This window comes from Bacillus sp. P14.5 (genome assembly GCF_003316765.1).
In the GTDB taxonomy this organism is placed as follows: domain Bacteria; phylum Bacillota; class Bacilli; order Bacillales; family Bacillaceae_B; genus Rossellomorea.
The window spans coordinates 24,942-41,610 of sequence record NZ_NIJF01000078.1 but is presented as its reverse complement, the minus strand read 5'-3'; the positions used below and the strand labels follow the sequence as shown (position 1 = coordinate 41,610).

13 protein-coding genes and 2 pseudogenes are annotated in these 16,669 nt (G+C 42.0%); 10 read left to right on the top strand and 5 right to left on the bottom strand.

What is annotated here, in order from left to right; all coding sequences use genetic code 11:
• The first annotated feature begins 45 nt into the window (after positions 1-45).
• On the top strand, positions 46-756 hold the full coding sequence (gene dapD / locus B9Z54_RS13930) for a 2,3,4,5-tetrahydropyridine-2,6-dicarboxylate N-acetyltransferase (protein WP_113928973.1): 711 nt from the start codon (positions 46-48) through the stop codon (positions 754-756).
• Between the two features lie 110 nt (positions 757-866).
• Positions 867-1,988 carry an N-acetyldiaminopimelate deacetylase gene (locus tag B9Z54_RS13925; protein WP_113928972.1) on the top strand — a complete coding sequence of 374 codons (1,122 nt, stop codon included), beginning with the start codon at positions 867-869 and terminating at the stop codon, positions 1,986-1,988.
• On the opposite strand, the gene B9Z54_RS24875 is transcribed toward B9Z54_RS13925, so the two are convergent.
• Together B9Z54_RS24875 and B9Z54_RS13920 are read right to left on the bottom strand one after the other, a co-directional pair.
• Positions 1,970-2,122, bottom strand: a complete 153-nt coding sequence (locus B9Z54_RS24875; RefSeq protein ID WP_162785217.1) for a hypothetical protein — start codon at positions 2,120-2,122, stop codon at positions 1,970-1,972. The two genes, B9Z54_RS13925 and B9Z54_RS24875, sit on opposite strands and share 19 nt — an antisense overlap.
• A gap of 164 nt (positions 2,123-2,286) precedes the next feature.
• Positions 2,287-3,153, bottom strand: coding sequence for a mechanosensitive ion channel family protein (locus B9Z54_RS13920; protein ID WP_187444525.1), 867 nt, complete (start codon positions 3,151-3,153; stop codon positions 2,287-2,289).
• A 570-nt stretch (positions 3,154-3,723) separates the two neighbouring features.
• On the opposite strand from B9Z54_RS13920, the gene B9Z54_RS13915 reads away from it, so the two are divergent.
• The 7 genes and pseudogenes from B9Z54_RS13915 to B9Z54_RS13885 all read left to right on the top strand — a co-directional run bounded on the left by B9Z54_RS13915 (position 3,724) and on the right by B9Z54_RS13885 (position 12,053).
• Positions 3,724-4,266, top strand: a complete 543-nt coding sequence (locus tag B9Z54_RS13915; RefSeq protein WP_113928971.1) for a peroxiredoxin — start codon at positions 3,724-3,726, stop codon at positions 4,264-4,266.
• Positions 4,267-4,344: 78 nt separating this feature from the next.
• Entirely contained in the window at positions 4,345-4,800 is a 456-nt protein-coding gene (locus B9Z54_RS13910) for a TlpA family protein disulfide reductase (RefSeq protein ID WP_113928970.1), read from the top strand.
• A gap of 200 nt (positions 4,801-5,000) precedes the next feature.
• A complete protein-coding gene (locus B9Z54_RS13905) occupies positions 5,001-6,755 on the top strand; it encodes an ABC transporter ATP-binding protein (protein ID WP_113928969.1) in 1,755 nt (584 codons plus the stop codon).
• An 8-nt stretch (positions 6,756-6,763) separates the two neighbouring features.
• Entirely contained in the window at positions 6,764-8,587 is a 1,824-nt protein-coding gene (locus B9Z54_RS13900; protein ID WP_113928968.1) for an ABC transporter ATP-binding protein, read from the top strand.
• Between the two features lie 320 nt (positions 8,588-8,907).
• Positions 8,908-10,248, top strand: a complete 1,341-nt coding sequence (locus B9Z54_RS13895; RefSeq protein ID WP_113928967.1) for a cytochrome ubiquinol oxidase subunit I — start codon at positions 8,908-8,910, stop codon at positions 10,246-10,248.
• 67 nt (positions 10,249-10,315) lie between these two features.
• Positions 10,316-11,328, top strand: a pseudogene (locus B9Z54_RS13890) (cytochrome d ubiquinol oxidase subunit II).
• A gap of 65 nt (positions 11,329-11,393) precedes the next feature.
• Complete coding sequence (locus tag B9Z54_RS13885; protein WP_113928966.1) at positions 11,394-12,053, top strand: potassium channel family protein; 660 nt, start codon at positions 11,394-11,396, stop codon at positions 12,051-12,053.
• A gap of 486 nt (positions 12,054-12,539) precedes the next feature.
• On the opposite strand, the pseudogene rnjA reads toward B9Z54_RS13885, so the two are convergent.
• Both rnjA and B9Z54_RS13875 read right to left on the bottom strand, forming a co-directional pair.
• Positions 12,540-14,206, bottom strand: a pseudogene (gene rnjA, locus B9Z54_RS13880) (ribonuclease J1).
• Between the two features lie 4 nt (positions 14,207-14,210).
• On the bottom strand, positions 14,211-14,420 hold the full coding sequence (locus B9Z54_RS13875) for a DNA-dependent RNA polymerase subunit epsilon (RefSeq protein ID WP_113928965.1): 210 nt from the start codon (positions 14,418-14,420) through the stop codon (positions 14,211-14,213).
• Positions 14,421-15,069: 649 nt separating this feature from the next.
• On the opposite strand from B9Z54_RS13875, the gene B9Z54_RS13870 reads away from it, so the two are divergent.
• Positions 15,070-15,840 (top strand): Cof-type HAD-IIB family hydrolase, encoded by a 771-nt coding sequence (locus B9Z54_RS13870; protein WP_113928964.1) that lies wholly within the window; start codon positions 15,070-15,072, stop codon positions 15,838-15,840.
• A gap of 42 nt (positions 15,841-15,882) precedes the next feature.
• Here B9Z54_RS13870 and def read toward each other — a convergent pair whose 3' ends face one another.
• Positions 15,883-16,437, bottom strand: coding sequence for a peptide deformylase (gene def, locus B9Z54_RS13865; protein ID WP_113928963.1), 555 nt, complete (start codon positions 16,435-16,437; stop codon positions 15,883-15,885).
• Positions 16,438-16,669: the final 232 nt, after the last annotated feature.

The window sequence follows — 16,669 nt, the reverse complement described above, 5'->3', positions numbered from 1 at the left end:
ATTAGATTTCTGAATTTATACATATTTTTTTAGGGGGTTACATAAATGAAACAAATGGATGCAAATGAAATCATTTCATTTATTCAAAATAGCACGAAATCCACACCAGTCAAAGTGTATGTGAAAGGAAACCTTTCTGGTATAAACTTTGGCGAAAATGCTAAAAGCTTCATAAATGGGGAGTCTGGTGTTGTGTTCGGTGAATGGGCAGAAATTTCCGAGGCTCTGGAAAACAACAAAGACAACATTGTCGATTATGTTGTGGAAAATGACCGCCGTAACTCCGCGATTCCTTTGCTTGATATGAAAGGCATCAAAGCACGTATCGAACCTGGCGCGATTATTCGTGACCAAGTGGAAATCGGAGATAATGCTGTCATCATGATGGGTGCTTCCATTAATATCGGATCTGTGATCGGTGAAGGCACAATGATTGATATGAATGTCGTGCTTGGAGGGCGCGCAACTGTCGGCAAAAATTGCCATATAGGTGCAGGCTCTGTCCTGGCAGGAGTAATCGAGCCGCCGTCCGCTAAGCCTGTCGTGATTGAAGATGATGTAGTGGTAGGAGCGAATGCAGTGGTTCTTGAAGGAGTAACGGTTGGAAAAGGTGCCGTTGTTGCTGCGGGAGCGATCGTAGTTGAAGATGTGCCTCCATACACCGTTGTAGCAGGTACGCCGGCTAAAGTCATTAAAGAAATCGATGAAAAAACAAAATCCAAGACAGAGATCAAACAAGAGCTGAGACAACTGTAAGGATCTTGGGCTGATGTGTGGTCATATAACGGTTGGATAAAAAGGACTGACGGCCATTCGGCTTCAGTCCTTTTCATTTAAGTGTAAGCAATAAGAAAGGAGGCATTAGGATGCCGGAAATCAATCCATTTATTAAAATTAGAAGGGATCTTCATAAAATCCCTGAACTTGGGTTCCAAGAATATAAAACACAAAAATATCTGCTTTCCTATATTGAAAGCCTGCCTCAGGAAAGAATAGAAGTGAAAAAGTGGAAAACGGGATTGTTTGTCAGACTGGCAGGAAACAATCCCGGTAAGACGGTCGGCTATCGTACAGATATCGACGGGCTGCCGATCGAGGAAAACACCAGCCTGCCCTTCCATTCAGAACATGAGGGAAGGATGCATGCGTGCGGCCATGATTTCCACATGAGCATTGCTCTTGGGATGTTGACCTATTTTGCAAGAAATCCTATTGATGATCATCTATTGTTCATCTTCCAGCCTGCCGAAGAAGGGCCAGGCGGAGCGAAGCCCATGCTTGAAAGTGATGTGATGAAAGAGTGGAAACCCGACTTCATTATCGGGCTCCATATTGCACCTGAATATGAGGTTGGTACTATAGCCGTTAAGGAAGGGCTGCTGTTTGCCAACACTTCTGAGCTGTTCATCGACCTTAAGGGAAAGGGAGGCCATGCAGCCTATCCTCACCACACCAAAGATATGGTTGTCGCAGCCGCCATGCTCGTGACGCAGCTGCAGACAGTTGTCGCAAGAAACATCAACCCTCTTGACAGCGCGGTTGTAACCATAGGTAAAATCACTGGCGGTACCGTTCAAAATATTATCGCTGAAACAGCAAGGCTCGAAGGAACAATCAGAACCTTATCCGCTGAGTCCATGAGCAGTGTGAAACAAAGAATTCAAGCACTGGTAGAGGGAATCAAAGTTGGCTATGAGTGTGAGGCTGTCATTGATTACGGCAGTATGTACCGACAGGTCTTCAATGAAGAAAAAGCGACAAGGAGGTTCATTGAATTTCTCCAGGCAAAAGAAAATGTCGACCTTGTTATTTGTGATGAAGCTATGACGGGGGAAGATTTCGGTTACATGCTGGAGGAAATTCCGGGCTTTATGTTCTGGCTGGGGGTAAATTCAGAATACGGACTTCATCATGCAAGATTAAATCCAGATGAAGGTGCCATTGAATTTGCTATATCTACTTTAACTGATTATATCAAAACTTTATAAAACTCTGTTTTGGTGAAGAACAGGGCTGCAGCCATGAAGACGTTAGTCCAGCAGAGGTGTTTGCCTTCGACTCTATTCTTCACATCATCATAGACTGGGAATGGAGTCGAAGGAGCACTAAAAGGAACAATCATTTAGAAAACTCCTGCGGGGGCTCTCTCAGCTATCAAATATGCGTTTAAGTCATCTAAATAGTTTAAGGATGATCGGGAATCTGAACCAGTCTTTTTTATGCGGAGAACTTTTAAAATAATTGACACAAAAAAACAACGTCCCGGAATTGGACGTTGTTTTTTGATTATTGTTCTTTCTTTTCAATATAAACCTGATGAGGGTAAGGAATTTCAATGCCGTTTTGGTCGAGTGCTTCTTTAAGGGCTTTGCGAAGCTTTCGTTCCACACCCCATTGTTCCATATTTTTTGTCTTTCCAATCACCCTGATAACCACATCTGACGCCCCAAGGCCCTGAACACCGATTACATTAGGGCCTTCAACGATATTCTCATCTTCGGCTGCCACCTTGTCACACACCTGCTGAAGAACTGTGATGGCTTTATCAATATCATCATCATAAGAGATGCCAATATCGACAAGTGCCCGCATGTTTCCTCTGGAGTGATTACTCAAACTGGTGATTTCCCTGTTAGGCAGGAAATTTAATGTACCATCAAAACTGCGTATCTGAGTTGTTCTTAATCCCACTGCCTCAACGATTCCTGAAAAACTTCCTGCTGTGACAAAATCCCCGACATCAATCTGCTTTTCAAGCAGGATGAAGAAGCCCGTTACAACATCGCTGACCAGTCCCTGCGCACCAAATCCAACTGCAAGACCAATGATGCCGGCGCCTGCCAGGATGGCTGTCACCTGTATGCCGAATATTTGCAGGATCGTGACGAAGAATATAAAAATCAATACGTAGGAGAAAATGTTTTTCGCAAGGCTCTCCAAGGTTTGTGCTCTTGCCGTGGAGACGCTGTTTCTCTCACTATACCTGCTGAAAGCTCTATGCAGAACCTTGTTTCCGAACCCTTTAACTATCAGAAAAGCAATATAAATAGCAATGATTTGAAGGAAGGAAATCCCGAGTGTGATGAAAAGTCCTGTCCAATCAAAATCATATATTCTCTCTGTAAATCCATTTAAGCCTAAAATAAAATCCATTATTGTCATTCCTTTCTAGATTAATAATATATGTACCACCAAAAAGACCCTATAAGTATATACATAACTTCAATAGTGTTGTCAAAAATGAGATTGTTTTATTTCAGTACAATTTCATGTTACGATTTATTATGGGCTATTTTCGCATACATTGCTGCCTTCGAAAAAATCCCAAAAGCCGGATTTTTCCCCGGGTACTAAGGTTTATACTCTAATCGGTGGGATCAGCCCTTTTCTTTTCATGTTAAATAGGTTATTCAGGAGAATTAAGGTTGTTTTTCCGGGAATTAGTATTGAATAGCCACGAAGTTTATGAAAAGAGCCTTATAATAAGAGATTGTAAAAGGTATTCGGTGGATGAGGCTGAATGAAAGAAAATTGCCTGCTACCCATTGCAGCACCAGTATTGATGAAAGCTTTATTACAAGTGTTGATTTTTATTCATTACAGGTTTAGTTTCGGGAAAAAGGGACAAAATGTTTTAGGTAAGTAATTCATCTTAATTAGACCCTGTATTTCAGCAGAGAAGAGCAGATTATTATTCAAAAAAATCTTTGGAGGTATTTATTCATGGCAGAACGCATGGTAGGTAAACAAGCTCCCCGATTCGAAATGGACGCAGTATTGCCAAACAAAGAATTCGGTAAAGTAAGTCTTGAAGAAAACATGAAAAATGACAAATGGACCGTATTATTCTTTTATCCAATGGATTTCACATTCGTCTGTCCAACTGAGATCACTGCAATGTCAGACCGCTATGACGAATTCGAAGATCTTGATGCGGAAGTAATAGGGGTCTCCACAGATACGATCCATACACATTTGGCTTGGATCAACACCGGCCGAAAAGAGAACGGGCTTGGTGAGCTAAGATACCCGCTCGCAGCAGATACTAACCATGCTGTATCGCGTGATTATGGTGTGCTGATTGAAGAAGAAGGTGTTGCACTACGAGGGTTATATATAGTTAATCCCGAAGGAGAACTTCAATATCAAACCGTTTTTCATAACAATATTGGCAGGGATGTTGAAGAAACCCTGCGTGTTCTTCAAGCTTTACAAACAGGCGGACTTTGCCCTGCCAACTGGAAGCCTGGACAGAAAACTCTATAATGACCATTCTTATGAGCCTGCCTATTTGTCAGGCTCTTTTACAATATTCATAGAAAGAAATATTAAGGAGGAGTTTAAATGAGATTACGTGCAGAAATGCCCGAATTGACAGGAGCTGCCGAGTGGCTGAATGGTCAAGTGACCAAGGAGGAGCTGACAGGGGAGAAGCCAACATTATTTCATTTTTGGTCTATCAGCTGCCATCTTTGTAAAGAGGCTATGCCTCAGATAAATGAATTCAGGGATAAGTATAAGGAGAAATTAAATGTCATCGCTGTCCATATGCCGCGTTCGGAAGATGATTTAAACTTGGAGAAAATCAAGTCTGCAGCCAGCAAACATGATATCACACAACCTATTTTTGTCGACAGCGAGCACAAATTGACAGAAGCCTTTGAAAACCAATATGTTCCTGCCTATTATGTATTTGATAAGGAAGGAAAGCTTCGTCACTTCCAAGCTGGCGGAAGCGGGATGAAGATGCTAGAAAAACGTGTCAATCGTGTTTTGGATGAAATGGAGAAAAGCGAATAAGCACTAATAGATGAAATAAGATCGGTCAACTGGCCGATCTTATTTTATTTTTACATAAGTAAACTGTATATAACTAAACGGAAATTGACGGAGGATTCTTAAAAAAGTAAAAATTCAAATAAAAAGGTGGAAATATATTTCGAAACCCGATATATTTAATAGTACGTGAATTTTTTGCATCAAAGAGAGGGGGAAAATAAATGGATACATTTAAAAAATTAAAGCAATTTTACTGGCCGTACAAAAAGTTCTTTTTCATATCGATTATCTTCCTGATTTTCGTTACGGCTATCACTGTGGTTTACCCGATCATCCTGCAGAGGACAATCGATGATGTCATCTTGCAGAGGGAGTTTGGCCTGGTGCCTTATCTGGCGTTCGGTTTTATTTTCATCATGGCCATAAAGGGTGTCACGACTTTTATTCATCAATATAATGGGGATATGTTTGGGATAACAAGTGTATACAGGCTGCGCAACGAACTGTATGAAAAACTTCAATATCTTCCGTTCCGTTATTATGATAACGCTAAAACAGGGGACTTGATGTCAAGACTAACAGCGGATGTCGAGGCTTTCCGGTTTTTCCTTTCATTTGGAATCTCGGAATTGATTCGTTTTGTTCTGCTGGTGACACTAAGTTTCGGGGTGATGTTCTATTATTCTCCTTCGCTGACGTTCGTGACATTGGCTACATTGCCATTTCTTGCTGTGTCTGTCTATAAGTTCGATAAAGCAGTCCATCCGGCTTTCAGGGGAATCAGGAAGTCCTTCGGAAGGCTGAATACGAATGTCCAGGAGAATATCAGCGGCATCAATACAGTGAAATCTTTATCAAGGGAAGATTTCCAAATCAATAAATTTAACGCGTCAAATGGTGATTATAAAGATAAGTACCTTTTAACATCTGATATTTGGGCAAAGTATTTCCCGCTTATGGAGTTTCTGGGGAATGTCAGTGTTGTCCTCCTGCTTTCGTATGGCGGATTCCAGGTCATGAATGGCAGCTTATCACCAGGTGAGCTTGTGGCCTTTTACAGCTTGCTGTGGTACATCATCTGGCCGATCATGAACCTGGGCTTCACAATTAACCAATTCTCCCAATCTAAGGCGTCGGGTGAACGCCTGCTTGAAATTCTTGAAGCAAAAGAAGACATTGTTGATAAAGAGGATGCAGTCAATGTTGAGAGAATGAAAGGTGAAGTAGAGTTTAAGAATGTAACGCTGAGATATACAGAGAATGATGAAGAGGCGCTTGATGATATTTCCTTCAAGGTGGAACCAGGGAAAGTCATCGGTCTGATAGGCGGTACCGGCTCCGGAAAAACCAGCATCACCAGCCTCATGACCCGATTTTATGAGCCGAGTGAAGGGGAAGTCCTGATTGATGGACGGCCGGTGCAGGATTATGCCATTAAATCCTTGAGAAAAAACATTGGATTTGTTCTGCAGGAATCCTTCTTGTTTTCATCTACAATCAAGACGAATATTTCCTATGGGAGACCCGATGCTACAATGGAAGAAATCATCGATGCTGCCAAAAGAGCACAGGCTCATGATTTCATTGCAGAACTTGAAGATGGGTACGACACAAAGCTGGGGGAAAGGGGCTTAGGCCTTTCCGGCGGACAAAAACAGCGCATTGCCATTGCCCGTGCAATTTGTACAGATCCGAGCATATTGATCCTGGATGATGCAACAAGTGCAGTGGACATGGAAACGGAGTTCAAAATCCAAAGAGGCTTTAAAGAAGTCATGGCTGATCGAACGACCTTTATCATTGCGCATCGTATTTCCTCGTTGAAACATGCCGATGAAATTATAGTACTCGAAAACGGAAAAATTGTGGAGCGCGGGGTCCATGACTTCCTGCTCAAAAACAAGGGACCGTACCAGCGGATTTATGATATTCAATATAAAGATCAGAAGAAAATCCTTCAATCACAGCAGGGGTAGGTGAGACGATGAAATATAAGGAAAAAGCAAATCAGAAAATTTTAGAGCGGTTTTATTATTCTGCAGACCAGGTGATTGATAAACCATTTAACTGGAAACAGCTTTGGAGGCTCTTAACCTATTTGAAGCCATATTCAAAGAACCTCCTGCCGCTTTCGGTCATCATGGTATTGATCACTACCGGGGTCAGGCTGGTCATCCCTATCCTGATCGGTGTCTACACACTCGACAAAGCAATCATTGAACGGGACAGCAGCATGCTGACCATCTTGATCATTTCCATTGCGGGCCTCTATGTTCTCAGTTACATAGCCAACGTGCTGAGGATCCGATGGATGAATATGCTTGGGCAGGGAGTTATTTACGATCTGAGGAAGCATTTATTCTCGCATGTGCAGCGGCTTTCACACAGATTCTTCGATCAGCGCTCGGCAGGCTCAATACTGGTCAGGATCATGAATGACATTAATTCCCTTCAGGAGCTGTTTACGAATGGGGTAATCAACTTGCTTATGGATATGCTCCTGCTGGCAGGGATCATTGTCATCCTGTTCACTTTGAGCCCGCAATTGACTCTTGCGGTACTGGTCATTCTGCCGCTAATGTTCTTCATCTCTACTAGTTTGAGAAAGAAAATCAGAAGATCATGGCAAGTGGTCCGCCTAAAGCAGTCCAAGTTGAATTCCCATCTGAATGAAAGCATTCAAGGAATCCGGGTAACCCAGTCATTCACTCAGGAGAAAGAGAATATGCAGTTCTTTGACGGCGTCAATACAGAAAGCTTTGACAGCTGGAGGAATGCGACAAGGAAAAGTGCAATGTTCAGGCCGCTGGTCGAATTGACAAATGCGGTCGGTACAGCTGTCCTGATTTGGTTTGGTGCTGCATTGATTCAAGGAGATTCCATTACATTGGGTGAGTTCGTTTCCTTTGCCTTTTATTTGGGGATGTTCTGGGAACCGATTTCAAGGTTGGGTATGGTTTATAATCAACTTTTAGTTGGGATGGCATCATCAGAGAGGATTTTCGAATTCCTTGATGAAAAACCGAATGTCGGCGAAAAATCCAATGCCAAAGTGTTAAAGGATATCAATGGACATATTCTGTTTGAAAATGTAGATTTTGCTTATGAAAGCAAGAGGAAAGCCCTAAATAATATCTCCCTTGAGATGAAAGCCGGGGAAACCGTTGCTCTTGTTGGCCATACCGGGTCCGGCAAAACAACAATTGCCAATCTTGTCAGCCGTTTCTATGATCCTACAGGGGGATCAGTCAAGATTGACGGCCATGACCTTCGTGACGTATCCTTGGGCAGCTTGAGAAGCCAGATTAGCATCGTACTGCAAGATACATTTATTTTTTCCGGCACGATTAAGGAAAACATCCTCTTCGGAAGGCCGGATGCTTCAGATGAAGACGTATTGGAAGCAGCCAAGGCAGTTGGCGCCCACAAATTCATCAATAGACTTCCTAAAGGGTATGATACGGAAGTCGAAGAGAGAGGGAATATCCTGTCGGTAGGTGAAAGGCAGCTGATTTCCTTTACAAGGGCGCTTCTTGCAGATCCGAGGATCATCATCCTGGATGAGGCTACTGCATCTATTGATACTGAAACGGAAGTCCAGATCCAGGAAGCATTGAGGACACTCCTTAAGGGCCGTACAGCCATCATGATTGCCCACAGGCTTTCCACAATCAGGGAAGCGGATAATATTTTTGTGCTTGATCATGGAAACATCATCGAACATGGAAGTCATGATGAATTAATGGACCACCAGGGGGAATACTTCCACCTGGTGAAAGCTCAATTTAAAATGCTTGAAGTTATATAGAAAAACAGAACCGTCCTTATATAAAGGGCGGTTTTGTTTTTCTATATATGATGCTTTAACAGTTTAAAGCACTAAGAGGGATAGTCCCCATCAACACTTAAAGAAAAAATCAGAGTAATCGCAAATATCTCCGAAAGATAAACAGACTTAGTGTTATTAAGAGGTAGTAAAATACCTTCCCCCTTCGATCACTTCCACTATGGGTAAAGCTGAATTCTTTTCGAAAGAAAATGCTCATTACTTCACAAACTCATCCAAAGGTTTTATAATGGTGAAAAAGTGATATCTATAAGTATAGTAGATTGATAGGGGGGAGACGTATGGAGCTGGATAGTGTCATATTGAGCAGGATGCTCACTTCAGTGACCCTGGCATTTCATATAATATTTGCAACCATTGGTGTAGGGATTCCTGTGCTGATCTCGATTGCAGAGTTCATAGGGATCAAAAGAAACGACGGGCATTACATATTACTTGCAAGAAGGTGGGCGAGAGGGTTCACCATTACGGTTGCTGTGGGAGTAGTCACAGGAACCGCTATAGGTTTACAGCTGTCCTTGCTTTGGCCTTCTTTTATGCAGGTAGCAGGACAGGTGATTGCTCTTCCATTGTTCATGGAGACCTTCGCCTTCTTTTTTGAAGCGATTTTCTTAGGGATATACTTATACACCTGGGACCGTTTCAAGAACAGGATGACCCACTGGCTGTTAACAATTCCAATTATTATCGGCTCTTCAGCTTCAGCGCTGTTCATCACCATGGTGAACGCATTCATGAATACTCCTCAAGGGTTTGAGCTTGAGGGAGGAAAGGCAGTTAATATCGATCCGATTGCCGCAATGTTCAATCCGGCGACTCCAACAAAGGTTTTTCATGTTTTAACCTCAGCATACCTGACGTCAGCACTGATTCTGGCTGCCATAACCGCTTTCGCCATTTTAAAAAATAAAGGAAGCGCCTACCATAGGAAAGCTCTGCGCCTCACAATGGTGTGCGGATTAATCTTTGCAGTCGGGACAGCAGTTGCAGGCGATGTTTCTGCCAAGTTCCTTGCTGAATATCAGCCTGAAAAACTTGCTGCTGCCGAGTGGCATTTCGAAACAGAAAGCAATGCAGATTTAGTCATTTTTGGAACGCTGGATGAAAATAACGAAATTCATAATGAAATCAGGCTGCCCGGCTTTCTAAGCTTTCTGGCAGGAAATTCTTTTGATACGGAAGTTATCGGGCTTGAGGAGTTTCCAGAAGACGAACTGCCTCCATTGTTTGTGCATTATCTATTTGATTCGATGGTTTCAATAGGGATGTTCACTTTGTTCATCACATCTTTGTTTGTTCTTTTCTGGAAATGGAAGAAACGGAATGAATGGAACAAGCCTCTTCTATGGGGGATAGTAGCCAGCGGTCCTCTTTCAATGTTGGCAATCGAGTTTGGCTGGATATATGCCGAGGTAGGCAGGCAGCCATGGATACTAAGAGGGTACATGAAGGTTGCGGATGCCGCTACCAAAGCGGATGGAGTAGGAGTGACTTTCCTGCTATTCGTGATCTTGTATATTATCCTGGGCATCTTCTGTGTGACCGTTTTAGTGAAAATGTTCAAGAATAAGCCGCCTGAAATAGAGTATGAGCAGAGATTCAAAAGCGGGAAACTCCAATAGGATGGCTGGAAATGCCTGAACAACGTTGGAGATTGGCCGCTATTCGGCTGGAATAGGAGGGAGACTCGTGAGTTTAGAGGTATTAGGCATTACAGTGCTTTGGGTTTTCTTATATGGTTATCTGATTGTTGCTTCTGTTGATTTCGGCGCAGGCTTCTTTGCATTCTATGCAAAGGTGACGAATAAGAAGCATACAGTCAATGATCTGATCACCAGGTATTTATCTCCCGTCTGGGAGGTTACAAATGTTTTCTTTGTGTTTTTCTTCGTAGGGCTTGTCGGATTTTTTCCGGACACTGCCTATTACTATGGAACTGCGCTTCTTCTTCCAGGAAGTGTCGCCCTGATCCTCATTGCGATCAGGGGAGCCTTTTATGCTTTTGGTAATTACGGTTCCAAAGATAATGTTTTTTCTTGTTTCTATACGGGGCCACGGGGCTGCTCATACCAGCCTCCCTGTCTACGGCTCTGACCATTTCTGAAGGAGGATTCCTCGAAGAGACAGATGACAGGGTTGTGTTCCTTGCAGGCGAATTATTTACAAGTATGTATTCATGGAGTGTAGTTCTGCTGGCAATTGTGTCTGTTCTGTTCATTTCTGCAGCCTTTTTAACTTTTTATGCTGACAAAGCAAATGATCTGGATGCAAGGGAGATTGTCAGGAAGTTCGCTCTGTTCTGGAGCCCGCCGACCATCTTGGCGAGCCTTCTCGTGTTCATTGGACTAAGGGAGCATAATCTTGAGCATTTTCAAAATGCACTGGATATTTGGTGGATGTTTGGGTTATCGCTGTTGTTTTTCCTGGCTGCATCTGTATTGATTTATAAGAGGAAGAAATTAGGCCTTGCTTTCATCATGGTCATGCTTCAATTCTTTTTTGCTTTCTTCGGTTATGGGGCATCACATCTTCCTTATATTCTGAAACCGTTCATTACGATAGAAAGCAGTGTTACAAGTCCTGTGATGGGAACATCGCTTGTAGTCGTGTTCATCGCAGGCCTGTGTCTGTTGATTCCCTCCTTGGTTCTTTTAATGAAGCTGTTTCTATTCGATGCCGACTATGTAAAAGGAAAGAAATAATCTGAAATCAACAAATTTATGGTAAAATTAAGCTATAAGCAGTCTCTTATTTTGGAGGAGTTATAGTGAAAAAAGAATTTGTTGTTATAGGTTTAGGGCGTTTTGGGGGAAGTATCGTCCACTCACTGGCTGAGCAGGATTTAGAGGTCATGGCGATTGATAAGGAAGAGGATAAGGTGAATGAATTTGCTTCCATCGCCTCTCACGCAGTGGTGGCCGATACTACAGATGAATCGGTTTTGAAAAGCCTGGGAATCAGGAATTTTGATCACGTTATCGTTGCTATTGGTGATAATATACAAGCCAGTATCCTGACAACTCTCATGCTGAAAGAAATCGGTGTCGACAATATTACGGTGAAAGCACAGAATGATTATCATGAGAAAGTGCTGAGGAAAATAGGCGCCAATCATGTCGTCCATCCAGAAAGGGATATGGGCCGGAGGATTGCCCACAATATCGTTTCCAATAATGTTCTCGATTATTTGGAGTTATCTGATGAACATTCTATCGTCGAAATTGTCGCCAATGACCATTTGGATGGAAACTCATTGATTGATCTCGACATACGAGCTAAGTATGGAATTAATATTGTTGCCATTAAAAGAGGGAAGGATATCCTGGTTTCGCCTCAGGCCGATGAATTGATTCAGGGAGGGGATATTCTTATAGTGATTGGGGCAGACTCTGATATTACCCGTTTTGAGAAAAAGGTAATGCTGTGAAGGCATAAAGAAAAGCAGGCTGAATCGTTCGAGACCATTCAAAATCTGCTGGTTTTTATGATATCACTTCGGTTAATAAAGAAAAAGCTGACTCTAAAAGGAAAAAGAGTCGGCTTTTTTTTCGCAATACTTACCTTTAGCTCTCTGAAAATAAAGGATAAGTCGATTAAATCGTTTTTTTTAGAAGCAAATTGTCCTGAGGAACTGCGATATTTAAAGATCCGTATACGTACTGAACAAGATTGTTTGAAGTAGTGTCAGTGGAGAAACCAACCTATATTGACGGTTCAATTATTTGAGGATAGTCTTCTTTTTATCTCAACGTTGATTGAAGTCGTGCACCTGGAACGTAAAACAACACTCTTTTTATAAAACCGTACAGGAAAAAGGCAGAATCGCTCTTTGTAGAAAACGATTCTGCCTTTTAACTTATTGTTGGAATTTTTCAGAGGGCTGAATCATTCAGCCTGCTTTTTTGCTGCCTTATTATACTTCCATGATGATCGGCAGGATCATCGGACGGCGCTTTGTTTTTCGTAAAGGAACGGAGCTAATGTATCAGTAATTTCATTCTTGATTTCTGACCATTGGCTTGTCCTGCGCTCAAGAAGCTTGCTTAAGTGTTTGTTAATGATATTTTGAGCTTCATTGATCAGGTCACCAGATTCTCTCATATAGACGAAACCTCTGGAGATGATATCCGGGCCCGAGGCAATTTTAAAGTCACTCATATTGATGCTAACAACAACAATGACCAATCCTTCTTCGGAAAGAATTCTTCTATCGCGAAGAACGATGTTTCCAATATCGCCGATACCGCTACCGTCAATGTAAACGGAACCTGAAGGGATCTTGCCGGCAACTTGTGCAGTGTCATTGCCAAGGGCAAGGACTTCACCATTATCCATAATGAAACAATTATCCGGTTCTACTCCACAGTCTACTGCCAGTTGGTTATGCATTTTCTGCATCCGGTACTCTCCGTGGATAGGCATGAAATATTTCGGTTTAATCAGTCTCAGCATTAGTTTCTGTTCTTCCTGGCTTCCATGGCCGGAAGTATGGATATCATTTAAAGAGCCATGGATAACATCAGCGCCTGCACGGAATAACATATTGATCGTACGGTTTACACTGATTGTGTTCCCCGGAATTGGTGAAGATGAGAAGATGACCGTATCTCCAGGATGAATCTGGATTTGTCTGTGCGTGCCGTTTGCAATTCTTGACAGAGCAGCCATAGGTTCTCCCTGGCTTCCTGTACAAAGGATGGTGACTTCATTGGCCGGCAGTCTGTTGATCTGGTTGGATTCAATGAACGTATCTTTAGGTGCCTGGATATACCCCAGGTCCTGGCCGATACCGATATTGTTCTCCATGCTGCGGCCGAACACAGCGACTTTTCTTCCGTGCTTGACTGCGGCATCAATCACTTGCTGCAAACGGTAAATATTCGAAGCGAAAGTAGCGAATATGACTCTTCCTTCCACTTTACGGAAAATGTCATCAATGCTTTCCCCTACTTTTCTTTCAGACATTGTGAAGTTAGGCACTTCACTGTTAGTGCTGTCCGAAAGGAGGCAAAGCACACCTTCCTTGCCGATCTCAGCCATCTTGGTTAAGTTTGCAGGTTCGCCGACAGGTGTGAAATCAAATTTAAAATCACCTGTATGAACCACATTTCCTGGAGGTGTCTTTACGACTATTCCGTATGAATCCGGAATGCTGTGTGTGGTCCTGAAAAAGCTTACAGCTGTTTTCCTGAACTTGACCACGTCATCTTCTTGAATAACATTCAGCTTAGCTGTGCGTAATAAGCCGTGTTCCTCAAGCTTGTTCTTCAGTAGTCCAATCGCCAGCTTACCGCCGTAAATAGGAATATTGATTTGTCTAAGAAGATAAGGAATCCCGCCGATATGGTCCTCATGGCCGTGGGTAATGAAAAGGCCTTTGATTTTGTCAGCATTTTTCACTAAATAGGTATAATCCGGGATAACATAATCGATCCCCAGCAATTCATCTTCTGGAAACTTGATTCCAGCATCAATTAAAATAATTTCGTCCTGAAATTGTACACCGTAAGTATTTTTACCGATTTCGCCCAAACCGCCAAGTGCGAAAACAGCTGTCTGATCATTTTTAACAAATTTCATAATATTAGTAACTCTCCACCTTATAGTTTTCTGATTGCTTCTCATATTCAAGATGTGAGTCATCAAGCAATTGGACGAATTCGATATTGTACGGTTTATCTTTCAATTTCAGGCGGACATCACGTTCTGAATCAGCTTCAACATACAGGGTCATTGTGCATTCGCGCACAGGGACTTCCTGTTTTGTTTCCTGATAGTAAACTTTGTAAATCATTTTTTCTCTCTCCTTATCCGTAATCAAAATGTAACTTTTTCTATTATATAAAAAGTTTTAAAAGATTTCATGCATTCAACATAATAATGACCCTTTATGTATAAATGCTGACAGTATGTAAAGAATACCGGCTTTTCAAACCGTCCTGCCGGGTTCAGTCCTTACTATCAATAAACAAAGAACAGCCCTCCTAAACGTGAGGGCCTGCACATTTAAGCGATTGTTTTTTTCTGAGTACATCCTTCCATTGTTTCAAGAGCTTCTTTCTAAGCTTCTTTAACATCTGGATCACTCCTTAATAGTAGTTTACCTAGAATTGGTCTTAAAGTAAAGTTTACCCGATAGGCACATGCCTTTTTTTTTCAATTTTAGTATATGGAATTTCTGGCATAATTTACGTGGATAAGATTGGAAGAGGTTTATACTGTTATTTTCAAGAAGGGAATTTTTTATATAGCCCTGTGACATTTGTGCTGTCTGCTGTTCGAATGCTTCAATGTATGACGGCAGTTATATGCAGAAGGCTGATTCAAAAGGGCATTAATTGACATTTAAAATGGAGAGGTTTAAGTTAATGGGGGAGAATAATGTAGTAATATTACACCCAAAGTTAAATTGCAAAGTTGTAGATTGAAGGGAGACAAAACCAATGTCCAAAATAGTGTTCTTTGATATAGATGGGACTCTGCTTGACCATGATAAAAAACTGCCTGATGCAACAAAAAAGGCAATCAGACAGCTGCAGGAGAATGGTACATATGTAGCGATTGCCACAGGCCGCGCGCCTTTTATGTATGAAGGCCTGAGGGAGGAACTGGGGATTGAATCCTTTGTCTCCTTTAATGGGCAGTACGTAGTTTTTGAGAATGAAGTGATTTATAAGAACCCGCTTGATAGAAACGAGCTGGTCAAGTTATTGAGTAAAGCAGAAAGTCTCAGCCATCCGGTAGTTCATTTGAACGAAAAAACAATGAAATCCACTATTCAGCATCATCCTTTTATAGAAGAAAGCATGGCAAGCTTGAAGTTTCCCCATCCGGATTTTCAGCCTGATTTTTATAGTGACAAGGAAATTTATCAGTCACTCCTCTTCTGCCGCGATGCAGATGAAACAATCTATCGTGAAATGTTTTCAAAGTTTAATTTTATAAGGTGGCATCAATATTCCATGGATATACTGCCAAGAGGTGGATCCAAGGCAGAAGGAATTAAGAAGATGATTGAAAAATTGGGCTTCGATATCAGTGAGGTGTATGCTTTCGGAGACGGCTTAAATGATATTGAAATGATTGATAGCGTAGGTACAGGCGTGGCAATGGGGAATGCAGTGCCTGAGGTGAAAGAGCACGCGGATCTCATAACAAGCTCGGTGGATGAAGACGGTATCTATAATGGATTGAAAAAACTAGCATTAATTTAATGAACCAAAAAGGAAGCTCCTGGAAGCTTCCTTTTTGCGTTTTTATCTATCTACAGGTGTGGCATCTGGTATTGGATTCATCGGGTTTTCGTTATTGATATGATCATAGAACATGATTCCGTTGAGATGATCGATTTCATGTTGGAAAACGATTGCCGGCATCCCTTTCAGTCGTATTTTCACGGGGCTGCCATCGATATCAAAGCCTTTGACTGTAATCCTGGCATAACGGGGAACATATCCCGGGACATGGCGGTCTACTGATAAGCAGCCTTCACCGCTGGTCAGGTAGGCTTTTTCGACAGAATGACTGACAATTTTCGGGTTGAACAAAGCGTAGCTGTAAAGAGTTCCCTTTTGATCGGTAACATGGACAGCAAGCATTCTTTTCAACACATTTATTTGAGGGGCTGCAAGCCCGATGCCTGTCCTTAAACCATATTTCTCGGCAGTATCGGGATCCTGGCTGTTTTTTACATACTCAAGCAGACTGTCTAGTATTTCTTTGTCTTTCTCTGAGGGGGGCATTGCCACTTCTTCGGCAACTTTCCTAAGGGCAGGATGTCCCTCGCGAATAATGTCTTCCATAGTGATCATACAGTTTTCCTCCCAGTATGGCGCGGTGCGATTTTATGATTATAGTCTAACAGACCCCTTATAAAAAGTTAACAACATTTTCAAAGGGTTTTTCCTTGACATACATTTCCACTTTTATCATAGTTATTAAATGAGGACAGGCAATATACCCTTATCAGGAAAAACCATTCTTTGATCACCTAAAGGTTCTGTAAGTAAATATTCCGGTTAGCAAGAAAGAAGCGAACGGTTA

Bases quoted from the DNA above. Each gene is read 5' to 3' on its own strand.
- B9Z54_RS13925 (WP_113928972.1), top strand. From the start codon at position 867: ATGCCGGAAATCAATCCATTTATTAAAATTAGAAGGGATCTTCATAAA.
- B9Z54_RS13920 (WP_187444525.1), bottom strand. From the start codon at position 3,153: ATGGATTTTATTTTAGGCTTAAATGGATTTACAGAGAGAATATATGAT.
- B9Z54_RS13905 (WP_113928969.1), top strand. From the start codon at position 5,001: ATGGATACATTTAAAAAATTAAAGCAATTTTACTGGCCGTACAAAAAG.
- B9Z54_RS13895 (WP_113928967.1), top strand. From the start codon at position 8,908: ATGGAGCTGGATAGTGTCATATTGAGCAGGATGCTCACTTCAGTGACC.
- B9Z54_RS13915 (WP_113928971.1), top strand. From the start codon at position 3,724: ATGGCAGAACGCATGGTAGGTAAACAAGCTCCCCGATTCGAAATGGAC.
- B9Z54_RS13870 (WP_113928964.1), top strand. From the start codon at position 15,070: ATGTCCAAAATAGTGTTCTTTGATATAGATGGGACTCTGCTTGACCAT.
- def (WP_113928963.1), bottom strand. From the start codon at position 16,437: ATGATCACTATGGAAGACATTATTCGCGAGGGACATCCTGCCCTTAGG.
- B9Z54_RS13900 (WP_113928968.1), top strand. From the start codon at position 6,764: ATGAAATATAAGGAAAAAGCAAATCAGAAAATTTTAGAGCGGTTTTAT.
- B9Z54_RS13910 (WP_113928970.1), top strand. From the start codon at position 4,345: ATGAGATTACGTGCAGAAATGCCCGAATTGACAGGAGCTGCCGAGTGG.
- dapD (WP_113928973.1), top strand. From the start codon at position 46: ATGAAACAAATGGATGCAAATGAAATCATTTCATTTATTCAAAATAGC.
- B9Z54_RS13875 (WP_113928965.1), bottom strand. From the start codon at position 14,420: ATGATTTACAAAGTTTACTATCAGGAAACAAAACAGGAAGTCCCTGTG.
- B9Z54_RS24875 (WP_162785217.1), bottom strand. From the start codon at position 2,122: ATGATTGTTCCTTTTAGTGCTCCTTCGACTCCATTCCCAGTCTATGAT.